The organism is Nocardioides convexus, from assembly GCF_011090295.1.
Genome location: NZ_JAAMYA010000001.1, coordinates 4,299,057 through 4,315,633 on the forward strand (window position 1 = coordinate 4,299,057; position 16,577 = coordinate 4,315,633).

Below are 16,577 nucleotides of genomic sequence, written 5' to 3' on the forward strand. Positions count from 1 at the left end.
AGGGCGTCCCGTTCGGGACGCCCTTCGTCCATTTCTCCTGAAAGACTGATCCCATGGCCGTGCCCACCTTCGTCGACCGCGTGACCCTCTCCGTGGCTGCCGGTCGCGGCGGCAACGGCGTGGCCTCGGTGCACCGCGAGAAGTTCAAGCCGCTCGGCGGCCCCGACGGCGGCAACGGCGGTCCCGGTGGCTCGATCATCCTGCGCGTCGACCCCGACGTCACCACGCTGCTGGACTACCACCACAGCCCGCAGCGCAAGGCCGAGCACGGCGGGCACGGGGCGGGCGACCGCCGCAACGGCGCGCACGGGGCGGACCTGGTCCTCGCCGTGCCGGCCGGCACCGTGGTCAAGCAGCGCAACGGCGAGGTGATCGCCGACCTGGTGGTGCCCGGCACCGAGATCGTGGTCGCCCAGGGCGGCCGCGGAGGTCTCGGCAACGCCGCGCTGGCCTCCAAGAGCCGCAAGGCGCCCGGCTTCGCGCTGCTCGGCGAGCCCGGTGACGAGCCTGGACGTCGTCCTGGAGCTCAAGGTCGTCGCCGACATCGGTCTCGTCGGTTTCCCCAGCGCGGGCAAGTCGAGCCTGATCGCGGCGATCTCGCGGGCCCGGCCCAAGATCGCCGACTACCCGTTCACCACCCTGGTCCCCAACCTCGGCGTGGTCACCGCGGGCGACATCACCTTCACCGTCGCCGACGTCCCCGGCCTGATCGAGGGCGCCGCCGAGGGCCGCGGCCTGGGGCACGACTTCCTGCGGCACATCGAGCGCTGCGCCGCGCTGGTGCACGTGCTCGACACCGCCACCCTGGAGCCCGGCCGCAACCCGGCCGACGACCTCGACGTGATCGAGGACGAGTCTGCGCCGCTACGGCGGCCTGGAGGACCGGCCGCGGCTGGTGGCCCTCAACAAGGTCGACGTCCCCGACGGCCGCGGCATCGCCGGTTTGGTCCTCGACGAGTCTGCGCGAGCGCGGCCTGCGGGTCTTCGAGATCTCCGCGGTCTCCGGCGAGGGCACCCGCGAGCCTGATCTACGCGATGGCCGAGATCGTCGCCGAGGCCCGGCGCGCGAAGGCCTCGGAGATCCCGGCCCGGATCGTGGTCCGCCCCAAGGCGGTCGACGACGACGGCTTCACCGTCAAGCGCACGGGTGCGGGCTGGCGGGTGCGCGGCACCAAGCCGGAGCGCTGGGTGCGCCAGACCGACTTCAGCAACGACGAGGCCGTCGGCTACCTCGCCGACCGGCTCAACCGGCTCGGCGTCGAGGCCCGGCTGCTGCAGGCTGGGTGCCGAGGAGGGTGACGCCGTGCTCATCGGGCCCACCGACAACTCCGTGGTCTTCGACTTCAAGCCCGGCATCGACGCGGGCGCGGAGAACCTCTCGCGCCGGGGCGAGGACGACCGCTTCCACGAGCAGCGTCCGGCCGCCTCACGCCGCCGCGACATCCAGGAGCACATGGGCGAGCGGAGCGAGACCGAGACCCGCGCGGACGTGGCCCGCCGGATCGACCGGCCCGACGAGTACGGCCCGCAGTCCTACGAGATCGGCTCGGAGGAGGACCCGGACGTGCGGCCGGCCACCGACGAGGACGACTGGGCCGAGGACGACCCCGGTGAGTGAGCGGGGGGCCGTCACCGGCGCCCGCCGCATCGTGGTCAAGGTCGGCTCGTCCTCGCTGACGACGGCGACCGGCGGCATCGACCCCGAGCGGGTGAGCGCGCTCGTCGACGTCCTGGCCGCCGCGCGGGCGCGCGGGGCCGAGGTCGTGCTGGTCTCCTCCGGTGCGATCGCCGCCGGCCTGGCCCCGCTCGGGCTGCCGAAGCGGCCGCGCGGGCTCGCCGCGCAGCAGGCCGCGGCGTCGGTGGGCCAGGGTCTGCTGGTGCACCGCTACACCGAGGAGCCTGGCCCGGCACGGGCTGACCGCCGGTCAGGTGCTGCTCACCCTGGACGACGTCACCCGGCGCTCGCACTACCGCAACGCCCACCAGACCTTCACCAAGTTTGCTCGAGCTCGGCGTGATCCCGATCGTCAACGAGAACGACACGGTGGCCACCACCGAGATCCGCTTCGGCGACAACGACCGGCTGGCGGCCCTCGTCGCCCACCTGGTCCATGCCGACCTGCTGGTCCTGCTCTCCGACGTCGACGGCCTGTACGACGGCCCGCCCTCCCGCTCCGGGACGCGGCTCCTCACCGACGTACGCGGCCCGGGGGACCTGGACGCCGTCACCATCGGCTCGGCCGGAGCCGCCGGAGTCGGCACCGGCGGGATGGTCACCAAGGTCGAGGCCGCCGCCATCGCCACCGGCTCCGGCATCCCGGTCGTGCTCACCTCCGCCGAGCGGGCCGGCGCCGCGCTCGCGGGGGAGCCGGTCGGCACCCTGTTCCACACCACCGGCAAGCGCCGCCCCACCCGGCTGCTGTGGCTGCGCCACGCGACCGAGGGCAAGGGCGCGCTGATCCTCGACCCGGGCGCCGTGCGCGCCGTCGTCGAGCGCCGGGCCTCGCTCCTGGCTGCCGGGATCACCGGCGTGCAGGGGGAGTTCGCGGCGGGCGACCCGGTCGACCTGCTCGACCCCGACGGGGGACTGGTCGGCCGCGGCCTGGTGAACTTCGACGCCGCCGAGGTCCCCGCCCTGCTGGGCCGCTCCTCGAAGGAGCCTCCGGCGTGAGCCTGGGTGCGGGCTACGAGCGCGAGGTCATCCACCGCGACGCGCTCGTCGTCCTCCAGGGCTCCTGACGCGCCACGCAACGACCGGATTCGTCGTTCGGGCGCGCCCTTCACGACAAATTCGGTAGTTGCGCGGGCGCCCAGGAGCCCTCTGGCTAGTCGCCGACGGCGTCGATCCCGCGCTGCACGATCAGCGGGTCGGGCTGCCCGACGACCCCGGCGTCCTTGCCGTCGTACTCGAACCGGGAGAGGAAGTGGCGCATCGCGTTGATCCGCGCGCGCTTCTTGTCGTTGGACTTGATGGTCGTCCACGGCACCACCTCGGTGTCGGTACGACGGATCATCGCCTCCTTCGCCTCGGTGTACGCCGCCCACTTGTCCAGCGACTCCAGGTCCATCGGGGAGAGCCTTCCACTGCCGGACCGGGTCCACCTGGCGGATGATGAAGCGGGTGCGCTGCTCGGCCTGGGTGACCGAGAACCAGAACTTGGTGAGCGTGATCCCGGACTCGACGAGCATCTCCTCGAAGTAGGGGACGTGTCGCACGAAGGTGTCGTACTCGGCCTCGGAGCAGAAGCCCATCACCCGCTCCACGACGGCGCGGTTGTACCAGGCTGCGGTCGAACAGGGCCATCTCGCCGGCGGTGGGCAGGTGCTGGACGTAGCGCTGGAAGTACCACTGCCCGGCCTCGCGGTCGCTGGGCTTGGTGAGGGCGACGACCCGGGCGTAGCGGGGGTTGAGGTGCTCCATGAAGCGCTTGATGGTGCCGCCCTTCCCGGCGGCGTCGCGACCCTCGAAGATCAGCACGTGCCGCGAGCCGTTGGCCTGCGCCCAGGCCTGGAACTTCAGCAGGCTCGACCTGGAGCAGGTACTTCTGCTCGTCGTACTCCTCGCGGGGCATCCGCTCGGCGTAGGGGTAGTTCTCCCGCCAGGTGTCCACGGCCTTGCCGAAGGGGTCGATCAGCACCGGGTCGTCGTCGTGGTCCTCGCCGATGCGGTGGCCGTCGACACCGAGCCGGTCGATGTACGCAGGCACGTCCTGCAACATGCGCCGGACGCTAGGAGAGCGGCGTGAACGGCAGGTGGCCGCATTGGGTACGACGCCCGGCGGCGCCGTACGCTGGGAGACGCCATGAACGCTGTGCCGACGGTCTACCTCGACCACGCCGCGACCACCCCGATGGTCCCCGCGGCGCTCGAGGCGATGACAGCGCACCTCGGCGCGGTGGGCAACGCCAGGCTCGCTGCACGCGTCCGGCCGGCGCGCGCGCCGGGTGGTGGAGGAGTCCCGCGAGACGCTGGCCCAGGCGCTCAACTGCCGGCCCGGTGAGGTGGTCTTCACCTCCGGCGGCACCGAGGCCGACAACCTGGCGATCAAGGGCCTGTACTGGTCGCGCCGCGCGGGTGACCCGCGCCGGCTGCGGATCCTCGCCTCTGCGGTGGAGCACCACGCCGTGCTCGACCCGCTGGAGTGGCTGGAGGAGCACGAGGGCGCGGGCATCAACCTGCTGCCGGTGGACCGCCACGGGAGGCTCTCGCCCGAGGGCCTGCGCGCGGCGATCGAGACCGAGCCGGTCTCCGTCGCCGCGATCACCGTGATGTGGGCGAACAACGAGGTCGGGACCGTGCAGCCGATCGAGGAGGTCGTCCGGCTCGCCGCCGCGCACGGCATCCCGGTGCACACCGACGCCGTGCAGGCGATCGGCGCGGTGCCGGTGGACTTCGCCGCGAGCGGCGTGGACGCGCTGTCGGTCTCCGGGCACAAGGTGGGCGGCCCGCAGGGCGTCGGAGCGCTCGTCGTACGACGCGAGGTGGACCTGACCGCGCTGCTGCACGGTGGTGGCCAGGAGCGCGACGTGCGCAGCGGCACGCTGGACGTGCCCGCCATCGCGGGCTTCGCGGCCGCGGTCGAGCCTGGCCGTGAAGCAGCAGGCCGACCTGGCCGCGCGGCTCAGCGTGCTGCGTGATCGCCTGGTGTCCGGCGTACGACGCGAGGTGCCGGGCGTGGTCCTCAACGGCGACCCCGTCGACCGGCTCCCCGGCAACGTGCACCTGAGCCTCCCGGGCTGCGAGGGCGACTCGCTGCTGATGCTGCTCGACGCCCGTGGCATCGAGTGCTCGACGGGATCGGCCTGCTCGGCCGGCGTCCCGCAGCCCTCGCACGTGCTGCTCGCGATGGGGCGCTCGGCCGCGGAGGCGCGCAGCTCGCTGCGCTTCAGCCTCGGCCACACCAGCACGGAGGCGGACGTCGACGCCGTCGTCGCCGCCATCGCGCCGTGTGTCGAGCGGGCCCGCGCGGCCCGCGCCTGAGGTGCCCTCGTGAAGGTCGTCGCCGCCATGTCCGGGGGAGTGGACTCCGCCGTCGCCGCCGCGCGCGCCCACGAGGCCGGCCACGAGGTGACCGGCATCCACCTGGCGCTCTCGCGCAACCCGAAGTCCTACCGCTCGGGGGCCCGCGGCTGCTGCACGATCGAGGACGCCAACGACGCCCGCCGGGCGGCCGACGTGATCGGCATCCCGTTCTACGTCTGGGACCTCTCCGAGCGCTTCCACGCCGACGTGGTCGAGGACTTCATGGACAGACTACGCCGCGGGCGAGACGCCCAACCCGTGCCTGCGCTGCAACGAGAAGATCAAGTTCGCGGCCGTGCTCGACCGGGCGCTGGCGCTCGGCTTCGACGCGGTCGCCACCGGCCACTACGCCACCGTGGTGCACGGGCCGGCCGGGGTCGAGCCTGCACCGGGCGGCGGACGGGGCGAAGGACCAGTCCTACGTGCTCGGTGTGCTCGACGACCAGCAGGCTGCGGCACTCGCTCTTCCCGCTCGGCGACACCCCGAAGCCGCAGGTGCGGGAGGAGGCCGCCGCGCGCGGGCTGCTCGTGGCCGACAAGCCGGACAGCCACGACATCTGCTTCGTCGCCGACGGCGACAACGCCGGCTGGCTGCGGGAGAAGCTCGGCGACCGCGCGCCCAACCAGGGCGGTGAGATCCGCGACGAGGCGACCGGCACGGTGCTCGGCCACCACGAGGGGACCTACGCGTACACGATCGGCCAGCGCCGGGGGCTCCGCTTGGGACATCCCGCGCCCGACGGCCGCCCGCGCTTCGTGCTCGACATCGAGCCGGTCAGCGGCACGATCACCGTCGGTCCGCGCGAGCGCCTGGCGGTCGAGCGGATCACCGGCGACCGCCTGCGCTGGTGCGGCGCGGCGCTGCCTGCCGGTGCCGTGCTCGAAGGCCCGGACGTCACCGTGCAGTGCGCGCGCACGGCGCGGAGCACCGCGCGGTGGTCCGCGTGGGGGACGGCATCCTCGAGGTGGACCTGATCGACCGCGCCGAGGGCATCGCGCCCGGCCAGGCCGTCGTCGTCTACGACGGCACGCGCGTCGTCGGCTCGGCCACCATCACCGTCGCCGAGCGGGTGCCCGCGTGAGGGCGTCCGGGATCGGCTCCTTCCCCGGCACCACCCAGCAGGCGTACGACGAGGCGCTGGCCGTCGTGCTGGGGGGAGCTCGCCGTCGACGGTTCCGGACTGCCGTACCTCCCCGAGGTGCCGGGGCGCGGCGCGATCGCCGCGATGACCGGGCGCACCCTCGGCCTCGTCGGCGAGACTCGACGCGGACCTGCAGCCCTCCGGCTGGCGGCTCACCGGCACGTCCGGCGCGATGCCGCTGGACCAGCGCCGGGCGCGCAGCCTGCTGGCCCAGGACCTCGACGCCCTGGAGGAGCGGGCGGCCGACTACGCCGGCCCGTTCAAGGTGCAGGTCACCGGGCCGTGGACGCTGGCCGCCACGGTCGAGCGGCCGCGCGGCGACAAAGTCGCTGGCCGACCACGGCGCCCGCCGCGACCTTGCCCAGGCGCTCGCCCTCGCGGTCACCGACCACCTCGCGGACCTGCGCCGGCGGCTGCCCGGCGCCACCGAGCCTGGTGCTGCAGGTCGACGAGCCTGCCCTGCCCGCGGTGCTCGCCGCCGCGGTGCCCACCGCCTCCGGCTTCGGCCGGCACCGCACCATCCACCCACCGGAGGCCAGCGAGGCGCTGGAGGCGGTGCTCGGCGCCGCTGCCGCCGCCGGCGCCACGCCCTGGGTGCACTGCTGCGCCCCGGACGTGCCGATCGGCCTGCTGCGCGGGGCCGGTGCGCGCGGGGTGATGCTCGACCTGGACCTGCTGGGACCGGCGGGCATGGACGCCGCCGCCGAGGCGCTGGAGGCCGGCGAGACCCTGGCGATGGGCGTCGTACCGACGTCGGGGGAGCCTGCCCACCGACAAGACCGTCGTGGAGCGGGTGCTGCGCTGGCTCGACCTCCTCGGCCTCGACCCGGCCACGGTGGGGGAGCACGTCGTGATCACCCCGGCCTGCGGTCTCGCCGGGTCCGCCGACGCCCGCCGCACCACCGCGCTGGTGCGCTCGGTCGCGCGCTCGCTGGGCTGACCGACTGCCGGCGATGCCGCTGGGTAACGGATGGTTCCCCCACCACGAGGAGCCTGTGTCATGCCCGACCTGAGCGGCAAGGTCGTCGCCATCATCGCCGGTGACTACGTCGAGGAGCCCGAGACTCGTCGGACCCCGCGACCGCCTGCGCGAGGCCGGTGCCGAGGTGCGCGTGCTCTCCCGCGACGGCTCGCCGATCCAAGCCGCCGAGGGCGACGTGAACCCCACCCAGAAGATCGAGGCGGACGGGTCGTACGCCGATCTCGACGTCGACACCATCGACGCGCTCGTCGTCCCGGGCGGGACGGTGAACGCCGACCACCTGCGCACCGACCAGCGGGCGCAGACCCTGGTTCGCAAGGTGGCCGCGGCGAACAAGCCCCTCGCCGTCATCTGCCACGGACCCTGGCTGCTGGTCTCGGCCGGGCTGGTCGAGGGCCGCCGGTTGACGAGCCTGGCCCAGCCTGCAGGACGACATCCGCAACGCGGGCGGGGACTGGGTCGACGCCGAGGTCGTCGTCGACCGCAACCTGGTCACCAGCCGCAAGCCGGACGACGTGCCGGCCTTCGTGGAGGCGATCGAGCAGCTTGCTCGCGGGCTGAGCCCCCCGAACGGGACAGGGCCCGCCGGAGGATCGCCCCGGCGGGCCCTGCTCGTCGTTCGGGTGGATCAGCCGACGTGGATGCCCTCCGGGGCGTCCGTGGCCAGGCTCGGTGTGCTTGACGTTGAGGAACGTCCAGATCACCGCCGAGGCCGCCAGCATCAGCATCGAGGCCACCAGGAAGGCGTGCACCGCACCCTCCGGGAAAGCCTGGATCCGAAGATCGCGCCCTCCAGGAAGGTCAGGTCGGTGCCGGGAACCGGTGCGGTGGGGTCGCCGCCGCCGGCGACGATCGCGTCGGCCATCGGCTTGGCGATCTTGTCGGCCTGGCTGTTGGTGAAGTGCAGCGCGACCGTGCTCAGCGTCGCCAGGCCCAGTGCGCCGCCGACCTGCTGCATGGTGTTGAGCACGCCGGAGCCGATGCCGGAGTCCTCCCGCGCGGACGTGGTGCACCGCGGTGAGGGTCATCGGGACGAAGACCAGGCCCATGCCGATCGCCATCAGGACGATGTACGGGAACAGGTGGGTCCAGTAGTTGATGTCCGCGCCGCCGTCCTGCAGGGCCGTGAGCACGGCCTTCGGCGACTCGTCGACGGGGATCCGCGAGAACATGAAGAGCGCGGTAGCCGCGAGCAGGGTGCCGGTTCCGGCCAGGAAGCGCGCGTCGATCCGGGCGACCAGGTTGGACGCCAGGCCCGCACCGATGACGATGCCGAACGAGAACGGCAGGAACGCGAAGCCGGCCTGGAGCGGGCTGAAGCCCATGATCTGCTGGATGAACAGGCTCAGGAAGTAGAACATCGCGAACATCGCCGCGGGGGCGATCATCATGGCCGCGAAGTCTGGTGGCCCGGGTCCGGTTGGCGAAGATCCGCACCGGCAGCAACGGGTGGGCGACGCGGGACTCGATGACCGCGAAGGTCACCAGGAGGATCAGGCCGGCGACCAGCGCGACGATGGTCTGCGGGTGGTCCCAGCCGTAGGCCTCCTCGCCCGCACGGGACAGGCCGAAGACGATGCCGAGCAGGCCCAGGGTGCCGGTGATGGCGCCGGGGACGTCCATCTCGCCGGGGTGCGACTCGGACTCGGCGAGCACGCGCGGGACGGCGGCCGCGGCGATCAGGCCGATCGGGACGTTGATGAGGAAGGTCATCCGCCAGCCCTCGACGTCGAGGCCCACGAAGGAGTCCAGGCCGGTGAGCCAGCCGCCGAGGATCAGGCCGATCGCGGCGCCGACGCCGGACATGGTGGCGTACGCCGCCATGGCGCGGTTGCGCGCCGGGCCGGCCGGGAAGGTGGTGGTGATCAGCGCCAGCGCGGCGGGCGCGGCCATCGCAGCACCGACGCCCTGCAGGGCCCGGGAGCCGAGCAGCATGGCCTCGTTGGCCGCGAGGCCACCGAGCAGCGAGGCGATCGCGAAGGTCGTCAGGCCGATGGTGAACAGGCGGCGGCGGCCGTAGAGGTCACCGAGCCGGCCGCCGAGCAGGAGCAGGCCGCCGAACGCGAGGGCGTAGCCCGTCACGATCCAGGTCAGGTTGGCCTGGGAGATGTGCAGGTCGGTGCCGATGTAGGGCAGCGCGATGTTGGCGATGGTGGAGTCGAGCACCACCATCAGCCTGGGCGGTGAGGATCAGCACGAGCGCGAGGCCGGCGTGCTTGCTGGGCTTCACCTCGGGCTCTGCGGGCGAGGTCGTCCCCGCAGGGTCGAGTGATTCGACGTCGGTCATGGCGGTTTCCTTCGGGTGGTGGAGAGGGGGTGCGGGTCAGCCGCGGGTGGCGGCGGGGAGGATGACCTGGTCGACGACACGGGCGATCAGGTCGGGGGTCGGCGGGTCGCCGAGGAGGAAGCCGCGGTGCAGCACGATGCCGGGCAGCGCCGCGGTGAGGATGTCGAGGTCGATGTCGGGACGCAGGCTCGCCGCGCTGCTGGGCCCGCTCGTAGACCTCGCGGCCGACGGCGACCTTCGGGGCGATGAACCGCTCCCGGAACGCCGCGGCGAACTCCGGGTCCCTGCCGATCGCGGTGACCACGCTGCCGAGCAGCGCGGTCTGGTGGCGGTCGGTCAGGCCACCGTGCCCGCAGAACATCGCGAGCAGGTCGCCGCGCAGGCTGCCGGTGTCGGGCGGCACCTCGACCGGCGACTTCTGCGACATGAGCGCGTCGATCACCAGCGCGGCCTTGCCGTCCCACTTGCGGTACAGCGTCGCCTTCGACGCCTTCGCCTTGGCCGCGACGGCGTCCATCGTGAGCCGGTCGTAGCCCACGTCGACGAGGACCGCGATGGTCGCGTCGAAGATCTCCTGCTCGCGGTCGCCCTCGATGCGGGGGCGGGCGGGCGCCTCACGGCGGCTGATGCGGGGGACCACGGGCACCTCCTGACGTCTTGGATGGAACGGAACGGTTTCGTTCCACATAGATAGTACGGAACGGTTTCGTTCTGTCAAGTGGGGGGCGGTGCCCTTCATTCCCGGCCAGCAGTCCCACCCGCTGTGACGAGCCTGCCGGTGACCACCGACATCGCGCCGCGCCGGGCAGCGCACGGTCGGTGGTGACCGGCAAGATGTCCTCCATGAGCCAGGCCGACCTCCCCGTCGTACCCCCCGAGGCCCGGGACGAGCACGCGACCCTCGCCGACGAGGTCGAGGAGGCGCGGTGGCGCTACTACGTGCTCGACCAGCCGACCCTCTCCGACGCCGACTTCGACGCCCGGATGCGGCGCCTGGAGGAGCCTGGAGGAGGAGTTCCCCGAGTCTGCGGACGCCGGACTCGCCCACCCAGAAGGTCGGCGGCGCCGTGTCCACCGACTTCACCGCCGTGGACCACCTGCAGCGGATGGAGAGCCTGGACAACGCCTTCTCGGGCGAGGAGCCTGGCGGCGTGGTACTCCCGGCTGGCCCGCGAGGGGGTCGGCGAGCCGCCCCTGCTGTGCGAGTCTCAAGGTCGACGGCCTGGCGATCAACCTGCTCTACGAGAAGGGCCGCCTCGTCCGCGCGCTGACCCGTGGGGACGGGCGCACCGGCGAGGACGTGACGCCCAACGTCAAGACGATCGCGGCGATCCCGCACCGGCTGACCCCCACCGACGAGTACGCCGTACCGGACCTGGTCGAGGTGCGCGGCGAGGTGTTCCTGCCCGCGGAAGCGTTCGAGGCGCTCAACGTGGCGATGACCGAGGCCGGCAAACCGGCCTTCGCCAACCCGCGCAACGCCGCCGCCGGGTCGCTGCGCCAGAAGGACCCGCGGGTGACCGCGACCCGCGCGCTCGGGATGGTGTGCCACGGTATCGGGGCGCGCGAGGGCTTCGAGCCGACCGCGCAGTCCCAGGCCTACGAGGCGCTGGCCGCGTGGGGGCTGCCCATCTCCGAGCAGGTGCGGGTGGTGCCGACCCTGGCCGAGGTGGAGGCCTACATCGCGAACGCCGGCGAGAACCGGCACACGATCGTGCCCTACGAGATCGACGGCGTGGTGGTGAAGGTCGACGACGTCGCCCTGCAGCGCCGGCTCGGCTCGACGAGCCGGGCGCCGCGCTGGGCGATCGCCTACAAGTACCCGCCCGAGGAGGTCAACACCCGGCTCCTCGACATCGCGGTCAACGTGGGCCGCACCGGCCGGGTGACGCCGTACGGCGTGATGGAGCCGGTCAAGGTGGCGGGCTCGACCGTCGAGAACGCCACCCTGCACAACTTCCACGAGGTCGAGCGCAAGGACGTCCGCCCCGGTGACACCGTCGTGTTGCGCAAGGCCGGCGACGTGATCCCGGAGATCGTCGGGCCGGTGCTGCCGCTGCGACCGGACGGGCTGGAGCCGTGGGTGCCCCCGACGACCTGCCCCGCGTGCGGGACCGAGACCGTCGAGCAGAAGGAGGGCGACAAGGACCGCCGCTGCCCCAACCACGAGAAGTGCCCCGGCCAGGTCCGCGAGCGGGTCTTCTTCGTCGCGAGCCGCAACGCCTTCGACATCGAGGGCCTGGGCTACGAGGCCGCGGTCGCCCTCCTCGACGCGGGGGCGATCACCAACGAGGGCGACGTGTTCGACCTCGACGCCGACAAGCCTGCGCTCGGCGCCGCTGTTCACCCGGGCGCCGAAGAAGGGCGAGGAGGGCCCGCAGGCTCAGCGCCAACGGCGAGAAGCCTGCTCGCAAACCTCGACGCCCGCAAGGACGTCCCGCTGTGGCGGGTGATCGTCGCGCTCTCGATCCGGCACACCGGCCCGAGCGCCTCACGCGCGCTGGCGCAGGAGTTCGGCTCGATGGCGGCGATCCGGGCGGCGACCGAGGAGCAGGCTGGCCGCCGCCGAGGGCGTCGGGCCGACCATCGCGCGGGCGGTCATCGAGTGGTTCGAGATCGACTGGCACGTCGCGATCGTGGACCGGTGGACCGCCGCCGGGGTGTCGATGGAGGACGAGCGGGACACCTCGATCGCCCGCACGCTGGAGGGCCTGACCGTGGTGGTCACCGGCTCGCTGGAGGACTTCTCCCGCGACTCCGCGAAGGAGGCGATCCTGTCGCGCGGCGGCAAGGCGGCGGGCTCGGTGTCGAAGAAGACCGACTACGTCGTGGTCGGGGAGAACGCCGGCTCCAAGGCCGACAAGGCCGAGCAGACTCGGCGTCCCGGTGCTCGACGAGGACGGGTTCAAGGCCCTGCTGGAGAACGGGCCGGCATGAGGCGGGCGCTCGGAGCGGTCGTCGTGGCGCTGCTGGTCAGCGGCTGCAGCGGTGCGCCGGAGGCGGACCCGCCCGCGCCGCGCGCCTCCGCGACCACCGCCCGCGCCCCGTCTCCGAGCCCCTCGACGAGCATTTCGACGAATCCGTCCGCCGTACCGGACCCGGTGTCGCTGCCCGCCCTCGCCCGCAAGACCTACGACGGCCGCGGTCTGCGGCTGGGCGAGGAGGTGCTGCGCGGCCCCCGGCACCGGGAGTACGAGGTGACCTACCGCGGCGGTGGGCTCACCCTGTCCGGCCGGCTCGCGGTGCCCGAGGGCAAGGGCCCCTTCCCGGCGGTGGTGCTGGCGCACGGCTACATCGACCCCGCGGTCTACGTCAACGGCCAGGGGATGACCCGGGAGCGCGCGTGGTTCGGCGAGCACGGGTACGTCGCCCTGCACGTCGACTACCGCGGCCACGCGGGGTCGAGCCCGGACCGCAGCGGCGGCCTGGACATGCGGATGGGCTACACCGAGGACGTCATCAATGCGGTGCTCGCGCTGCGCGCCTGGGACGGCCCCGTCGCCGACGGGCGGGTCGCGCTGGTGGGCCGCTCGATGGGCGGCGGCGTCGTCCAGAACGCCCTGGCCGCGCAGCCCGGTCTGGTGCGCGCGGGAGTGGTCTTCGCCTCGGTCAGGCTCCGACGCCGCCGAGAACTTCGAGCACTTCATCCGCAGCGACGACAGCCGAGGCGTCGCGACCCGCGCGGTCCTGGCCGCGCACGGCGATCCGGCCAAGGAGCCGGCGTTCTGGGCGGGGATCAGCGCCCGGACCTACTTCGGCGACATCACCGAACCCGTTCTCGTGCTGCACGGCACCGCCGACGACACCTGCCCGATCGCCTGGAGCCGGACGACCGTGCGGCTGATGCGGCGGGCGGGCGTGGACGTGACCCTGCGGACCTACGCCGGCGAGGGCCACGCCTTCGGCCCGCAGTTCGGCGCTGCGATGGAGGAGACGGGCCGGTTCCTGCGGCGGCAGCCTGGGCTGATCCGGCGTACTCTTCTGCGGTGATCTCTGAAGTGCTGGAGGGGGTCCTGCTCGCGTCAGTCGCGTTGCTGGTGCCGGCCACGATCGGTCTGTTCACCGTGCGCGGCACGCGTCAGAGGCGAGCCGCCACGACCTGGGGCCGGGGAGCACTGGCGGCGAGCGTGGTCGCCGTCGCCGGCCTCGGTTCTGCTGCCCTGGTGGGTCTCGAGCCCGTGACGGCGACGGTGTTCGCGGTGCTCCTGGGCGCCACCGTGCTGCTCTGGGTGCCGGTCGCGGGACACTGGGCCACGCGCGGGCTGGTCGCGTGGACGCTCACGATCGACGTCGCGATCGCCTACCTGGCCTACGTCGTGCACTGGACGGCCACGACGGACCTCGGCGTCGCCGGGACGGGTGCCAGCATCGTCCTGCTGCTGCTCGAGGCCTTCATGCTGCTGATCGGCGCCGGCTACGTCTGGGAGCCTGGTGGACGTCCTCGCTCGTCGTACCTGGTCGTCGGCGGACGTCTCCGCCGATGCCGTTCCCGGCAGTCACCGGCCCTTCGTGTCCCTGCACGTGCCGACCCACAACGAGCCGCCGGACCTGGTGATCGCGACCCTCGAAGCCCTCCTCCGCCTGGAGTACGACGACTACGAGGTGCTCGTGGTCGACAACAACACCGACGACCCGCTCCTGTGGGGCCCGGTCGAGGCGTGGTGCCGCGGCCGGGACCGGGTGCGCTTCCTGCACCTGGCCGACTGGCCGGGTTTCAAGAGTGGCGCGCTCAACGAGGCGTTGCGCGTCAGCGATCCGCGCGCTGAGGTGATCGGCATCGTCGACGCCGACTACGTGGTCGACCCCGACTTCCTGGCCCGCTGCGCGCCGTTGTTCGCAGATCCCGAGGTCGCCTTCGTGCAGACCCCGCAGGACTACCGGGACTGGGACGTCGCACCCTACTTCCGGCGGCTCTACCGCTCCTACGCCTACTTCTTCGACGTCTCGCAGCGCTCCCGCGCGGAGCGCAACGGTGCCATCTTCGGGGGCACCATGGGCTTGATCCGGCGCTCTGCGATGGAGGCTGCGGGCGGCTGGGACGAGTGGTGCATCACCGAGGACGCCGAGCTCTCCCTGCGCCTGCTGCGCGACGGCGGCCGCGGGTTGCACGTCGACCGCTCGTTCGGTCGCGGGTTGATGCCGCTGACCTTCGAGGCGCTCAAGCGGCAGCGCTTCCGGTGGTGCTTCGGCGGGGTGCAGATCCTGCGGATGCACTGGCGCTCCCTGCTTCCCGGCCCTCGTACGACGGGGAACCGGCTCGACCTCGGCCAGCGCTGGGCCTACTTCGTGGGTGGTCTGCAGTGGTTCGGCGACTTGGCATCGGTGTTGTTCACCGGCTTCCTGCTCGTGGGCGCGGCGGACCTGGTGCTCGGCAGTGGGCTGGTGGTTCGCCGCATGTCGGGCCTGCTCGTCGCCTGCGTGCTGGTGCTGGTGGTGCTCGGTGCGTTGCGCTCGCTGGCCCTGGTGCGCCGTACCAGCGGGGCGGGGTGGGGCGAGTCGCTGGGTGCCTTCGGCATCTGGCTGGCGCTGAGCCGGACCGTGGCCCTGGCGTCGTTCCGGGGCTTGACGGCGCGCGAGGGAGTCTTCCTGCGCACGCCGAAGGTGAAGGGCGAGCCTGGGCTGGCGCGACGCGTTGCGTGGCAACCGGTTCGAGCTCGGCCTGGGCCTGGTCTGCCTGGTCGTCGCCGGTGCGGTGGCGGCTCGCGCACAGGCCGCGGCGGCCGCGGTGGCGGTCCTGCTCCTCGTGCATGCCGCCGGCTACCTGTCGGCCCCGGTCAACAGCCTCGCCGCGATTCGTTCGGACCTGCCCGAGGAGCCTGCGCCGCCGGCGGCGCGAGGCGGTCGCCTCGTGGGGCGGGCGCAGTGCCCGGCGCGGCGGGCTCGTCCTCGTCGCGACCGGCGCGGTGCTGGTGGCCCTGGTCTGCTTCGCCGCGCCGGTCCAGGGGCCGCGGCTCCCGGAGATCGGCAACCCGATCGAGGATGTCACCCGCCCCGGCGACCGGGTCGCCGACGAGGTCCCCGCGACGCCCACGACCGGGACCACGCAGGCGACCACCGGCCCGTCGTCGGCCTCGACGGAGGCTCCCGCGGTCACGGCGAGCGCCGCCGCGGGCGCCCCGTCGAGCCCACCGGCCGCCCGGCCGACCACCGCGACCACCGTCCGGCCGGGCACGGCGGCCCCGACCGCCTCCCCGCGGTCCACGCCGACCGTCCGGACGACACCGACGACTCGGGCCACGCCGACAGCGCCCGCCACGGGCAGGCCGACGGCCAAGCCGTCCCAGGCGGCCACGGGCAAGCCCACCGCCAAGCCCAGTCCGACCCGTAGCGGCGGGCGCCCCTGAGCCCTTGAGGTCAGACCAGCCGCGAGAGCCAGGCCTCGATCGCCTCGGCACCGACCAGGCGGACCACCTCGGCGTCCGGGTAGGTCGCCGCCACCAGGTCCACCCAGGCCAGGTCCGGCACGGTGGCGTCCTCGGCCCGGATCCGCCGGACGGTACGACGCACCAGGCTGCGAAGCGTGCCGGGCTCCTCGGCCAGGACCACCACGACCACCTCGGTCCGGGGGAGCAGCGCGGCCCGGTCGGCGTGCTGCTCGGCGGTGCTCACCCAGCCGTCGAAGTCGGCGAGGGCCTGCACCTCGGTGTGGTCGGCGAGCCCGTCGGCGGGCACGAGAGGCACGTCGAGCGTCGCGGCGAGCCGGGCGGCGACGTCGTCGAGCAGGGTGGCGGGGCCGCCCGCGACCAGCGCGCGCTGCGGGATCCGCGATGGCGAGGAGTCAGGGGCGTGCACCCGCCGGATTCTAGGGAGTGTCCCGAACCCTAAGATGATCGGCATGGCTCAGATCTCCCGCGACGAGGTGGCCCACCTGGCCGACCTCGCCCGGATCGACCTCGACGACGCCGAGTCTGGACCACCTGGCTCCGCAGTACCAACGTGATCCTCGAGGCGGTCGCTTCGATCAGCGGCGTGGCCGGCGACGACGTACCGCCGACCTCGCACCCGATCCCGCTCACCAACGTCTTCCGTGAGGACGTCGTGGTGCCCGGGCTGACCGCCGAGCAGGCGCTCGCCGGTGCCCCGGAGGCCGAGGAGCAGCGCTTCCGGGTGCCGCGGATCCTGGGGGAGGAGCAGTGAGCGACG

At 73.2% G+C, this 16,577-nt stretch carries 9 protein-coding genes and 9 pseudogenes; 14 read left to right on the plus strand and 4 right to left on the minus strand.

Annotated features, from left to right (window positions below):
* Nucleotides 1-53 precede the first annotated feature (53 nt).
* Nucleotides 54-1,618: pseudogene (gene obgE / locus G5V59_RS31840) on the plus strand (GTPase ObgE).
* A pseudogene (gene proB / locus G5V59_RS31845) lies at nucleotides 1,611-2,739 on the plus strand (glutamate 5-kinase). The pseudogenes obgE and proB overlap by 8 nt, the downstream one beginning before the upstream one ends.
* Nucleotides 2,740-2,825: 86 nt before the next feature.
* On the opposite strand, the pseudogene ppk2 reads toward proB, so the two are convergent.
* Nucleotides 2,826-3,719 (minus strand): annotated as a pseudogene (gene ppk2 / locus G5V59_RS31850) (polyphosphate kinase 2).
* Between the two features lie 84 nt (nucleotides 3,720-3,803).
* Between ppk2 and G5V59_RS38155 the strand changes: the two are divergent.
* The 7 genes and pseudogenes from G5V59_RS38155 to G5V59_RS31885 form a co-directional block, all read left to right on the plus strand.
* A complete protein-coding gene (locus G5V59_RS38155) occupies nucleotides 3,804-4,001 on the plus strand; it encodes a hypothetical protein (RefSeq protein WP_341351077.1) in 198 nt (65 codons plus the stop codon).
* Nucleotides 3,949-4,638 (plus strand): aminotransferase class V-fold PLP-dependent enzyme, encoded by a 690-nt coding sequence (locus G5V59_RS38160; protein ID WP_341351078.1) that lies wholly within the window; start codon nucleotides 3,949-3,951, stop codon nucleotides 4,636-4,638. The genes G5V59_RS38155 and G5V59_RS38160 overlap by 53 nt, the downstream gene beginning before the upstream one ends.
* Complete coding sequence (locus G5V59_RS38165) at nucleotides 4,592-4,981, plus strand: aminotransferase class V-fold PLP-dependent enzyme (protein ID WP_341351079.1); 390 nt, start codon at nucleotides 4,592-4,594, stop codon at nucleotides 4,979-4,981. Before G5V59_RS38160 ends, G5V59_RS38165 begins: the two co-directional genes overlap by 47 nt.
* A gap of 27 nt (nucleotides 4,982-5,008) precedes the next feature.
* Nucleotides 5,009-6,105 (plus strand): annotated as a pseudogene (mnmA, locus tag G5V59_RS38170) (tRNA 2-thiouridine(34) synthase MnmA).
* A gap of 117 nt (nucleotides 6,106-6,222) precedes the next feature.
* Nucleotides 6,223-7,209 carry a hypothetical protein gene (locus G5V59_RS31875; protein WP_278259127.1) on the plus strand — a complete coding sequence of 329 codons (987 nt, stop codon included), beginning with the start codon at nucleotides 6,223-6,225 and terminating at the stop codon, nucleotides 7,207-7,209.
* Nucleotides 7,210-7,277: 68 nt separating this feature from the next.
* Nucleotides 7,278-7,496: pseudogene (locus G5V59_RS31880) on the plus strand (DJ-1/PfpI family protein); the annotation flags it as partial.
* A gap of 85 nt (nucleotides 7,497-7,581) precedes the next feature.
* A pseudogene (locus G5V59_RS31885) lies at nucleotides 7,582-7,626 on the plus strand (hypothetical protein); the annotation flags it as partial.
* 242 nt (nucleotides 7,627-7,868) lie between these two features.
* On the opposite strand, the gene G5V59_RS31890 reads toward G5V59_RS31885, so the two are convergent.
* From G5V59_RS31890 to G5V59_RS31900, 3 genes are read right to left on the minus strand one after another with little or no spacing between them, the layout of a single operon-like run.
* Entirely contained in the window at nucleotides 7,869-8,105 is a 237-nt protein-coding gene (locus G5V59_RS31890) for a hypothetical protein (protein ID WP_278259128.1), read from the minus strand.
* A complete protein-coding gene (locus G5V59_RS31895) occupies nucleotides 8,066-9,313 on the minus strand; it encodes an MDR family MFS transporter (protein ID WP_278259129.1) in 1,248 nt (415 codons plus the stop codon). Before G5V59_RS31895 ends, G5V59_RS31890 begins: the two co-directional genes overlap by 40 nt.
* A 5-nt stretch (nucleotides 9,314-9,318) precedes the next feature.
* Nucleotides 9,319-10,074, minus strand: a complete 756-nt coding sequence (locus G5V59_RS31900; protein WP_278259130.1) for a TetR-like C-terminal domain-containing protein — start codon at nucleotides 10,072-10,074, stop codon at nucleotides 9,319-9,321.
* A 203-nt stretch (nucleotides 10,075-10,277) separates the two neighbouring features.
* Here G5V59_RS31900 and ligA point away from each other — a divergent pair.
* From ligA to gatC, 5 genes and pseudogenes are all read left to right on the plus strand, one after another.
* A pseudogene (gene ligA, locus G5V59_RS31905) lies at nucleotides 10,278-12,371 on the plus strand (NAD-dependent DNA ligase LigA).
* A pseudogene (locus G5V59_RS31910) lies at nucleotides 12,368-12,985 on the plus strand (CocE/NonD family hydrolase); the annotation flags it as partial. The pseudogenes ligA and G5V59_RS31910, both read left to right, overlap by 4 nt.
* The gene (locus tag G5V59_RS31915) at nucleotides 12,897-13,424 is read left to right on the plus strand and encodes a prolyl oligopeptidase family serine peptidase (protein WP_278260191.1); all 528 of its coding nucleotides are present in this window, start codon (nucleotides 12,897-12,899) and stop codon (nucleotides 13,422-13,424) included. The pseudogene G5V59_RS31910 and the gene G5V59_RS31915, both read left to right, overlap by 89 nt.
* A gap of 561 nt (nucleotides 13,425-13,985) precedes the next feature.
* On the plus strand, nucleotides 13,986-16,259 hold the full coding sequence (locus G5V59_RS31920) for a glycosyltransferase (protein WP_278259131.1): 2,274 nt from the start codon (nucleotides 13,986-13,988) through the stop codon (nucleotides 16,257-16,259).
* Between the two features lie 10 nt (nucleotides 16,260-16,269).
* Nucleotides 16,270-16,571 (plus strand): annotated as a pseudogene (gene gatC, locus G5V59_RS31925) (Asp-tRNA(Asn)/Glu-tRNA(Gln) amidotransferase subunit GatC).
* Nucleotides 16,572-16,577 lie beyond the last annotated feature (6 nt).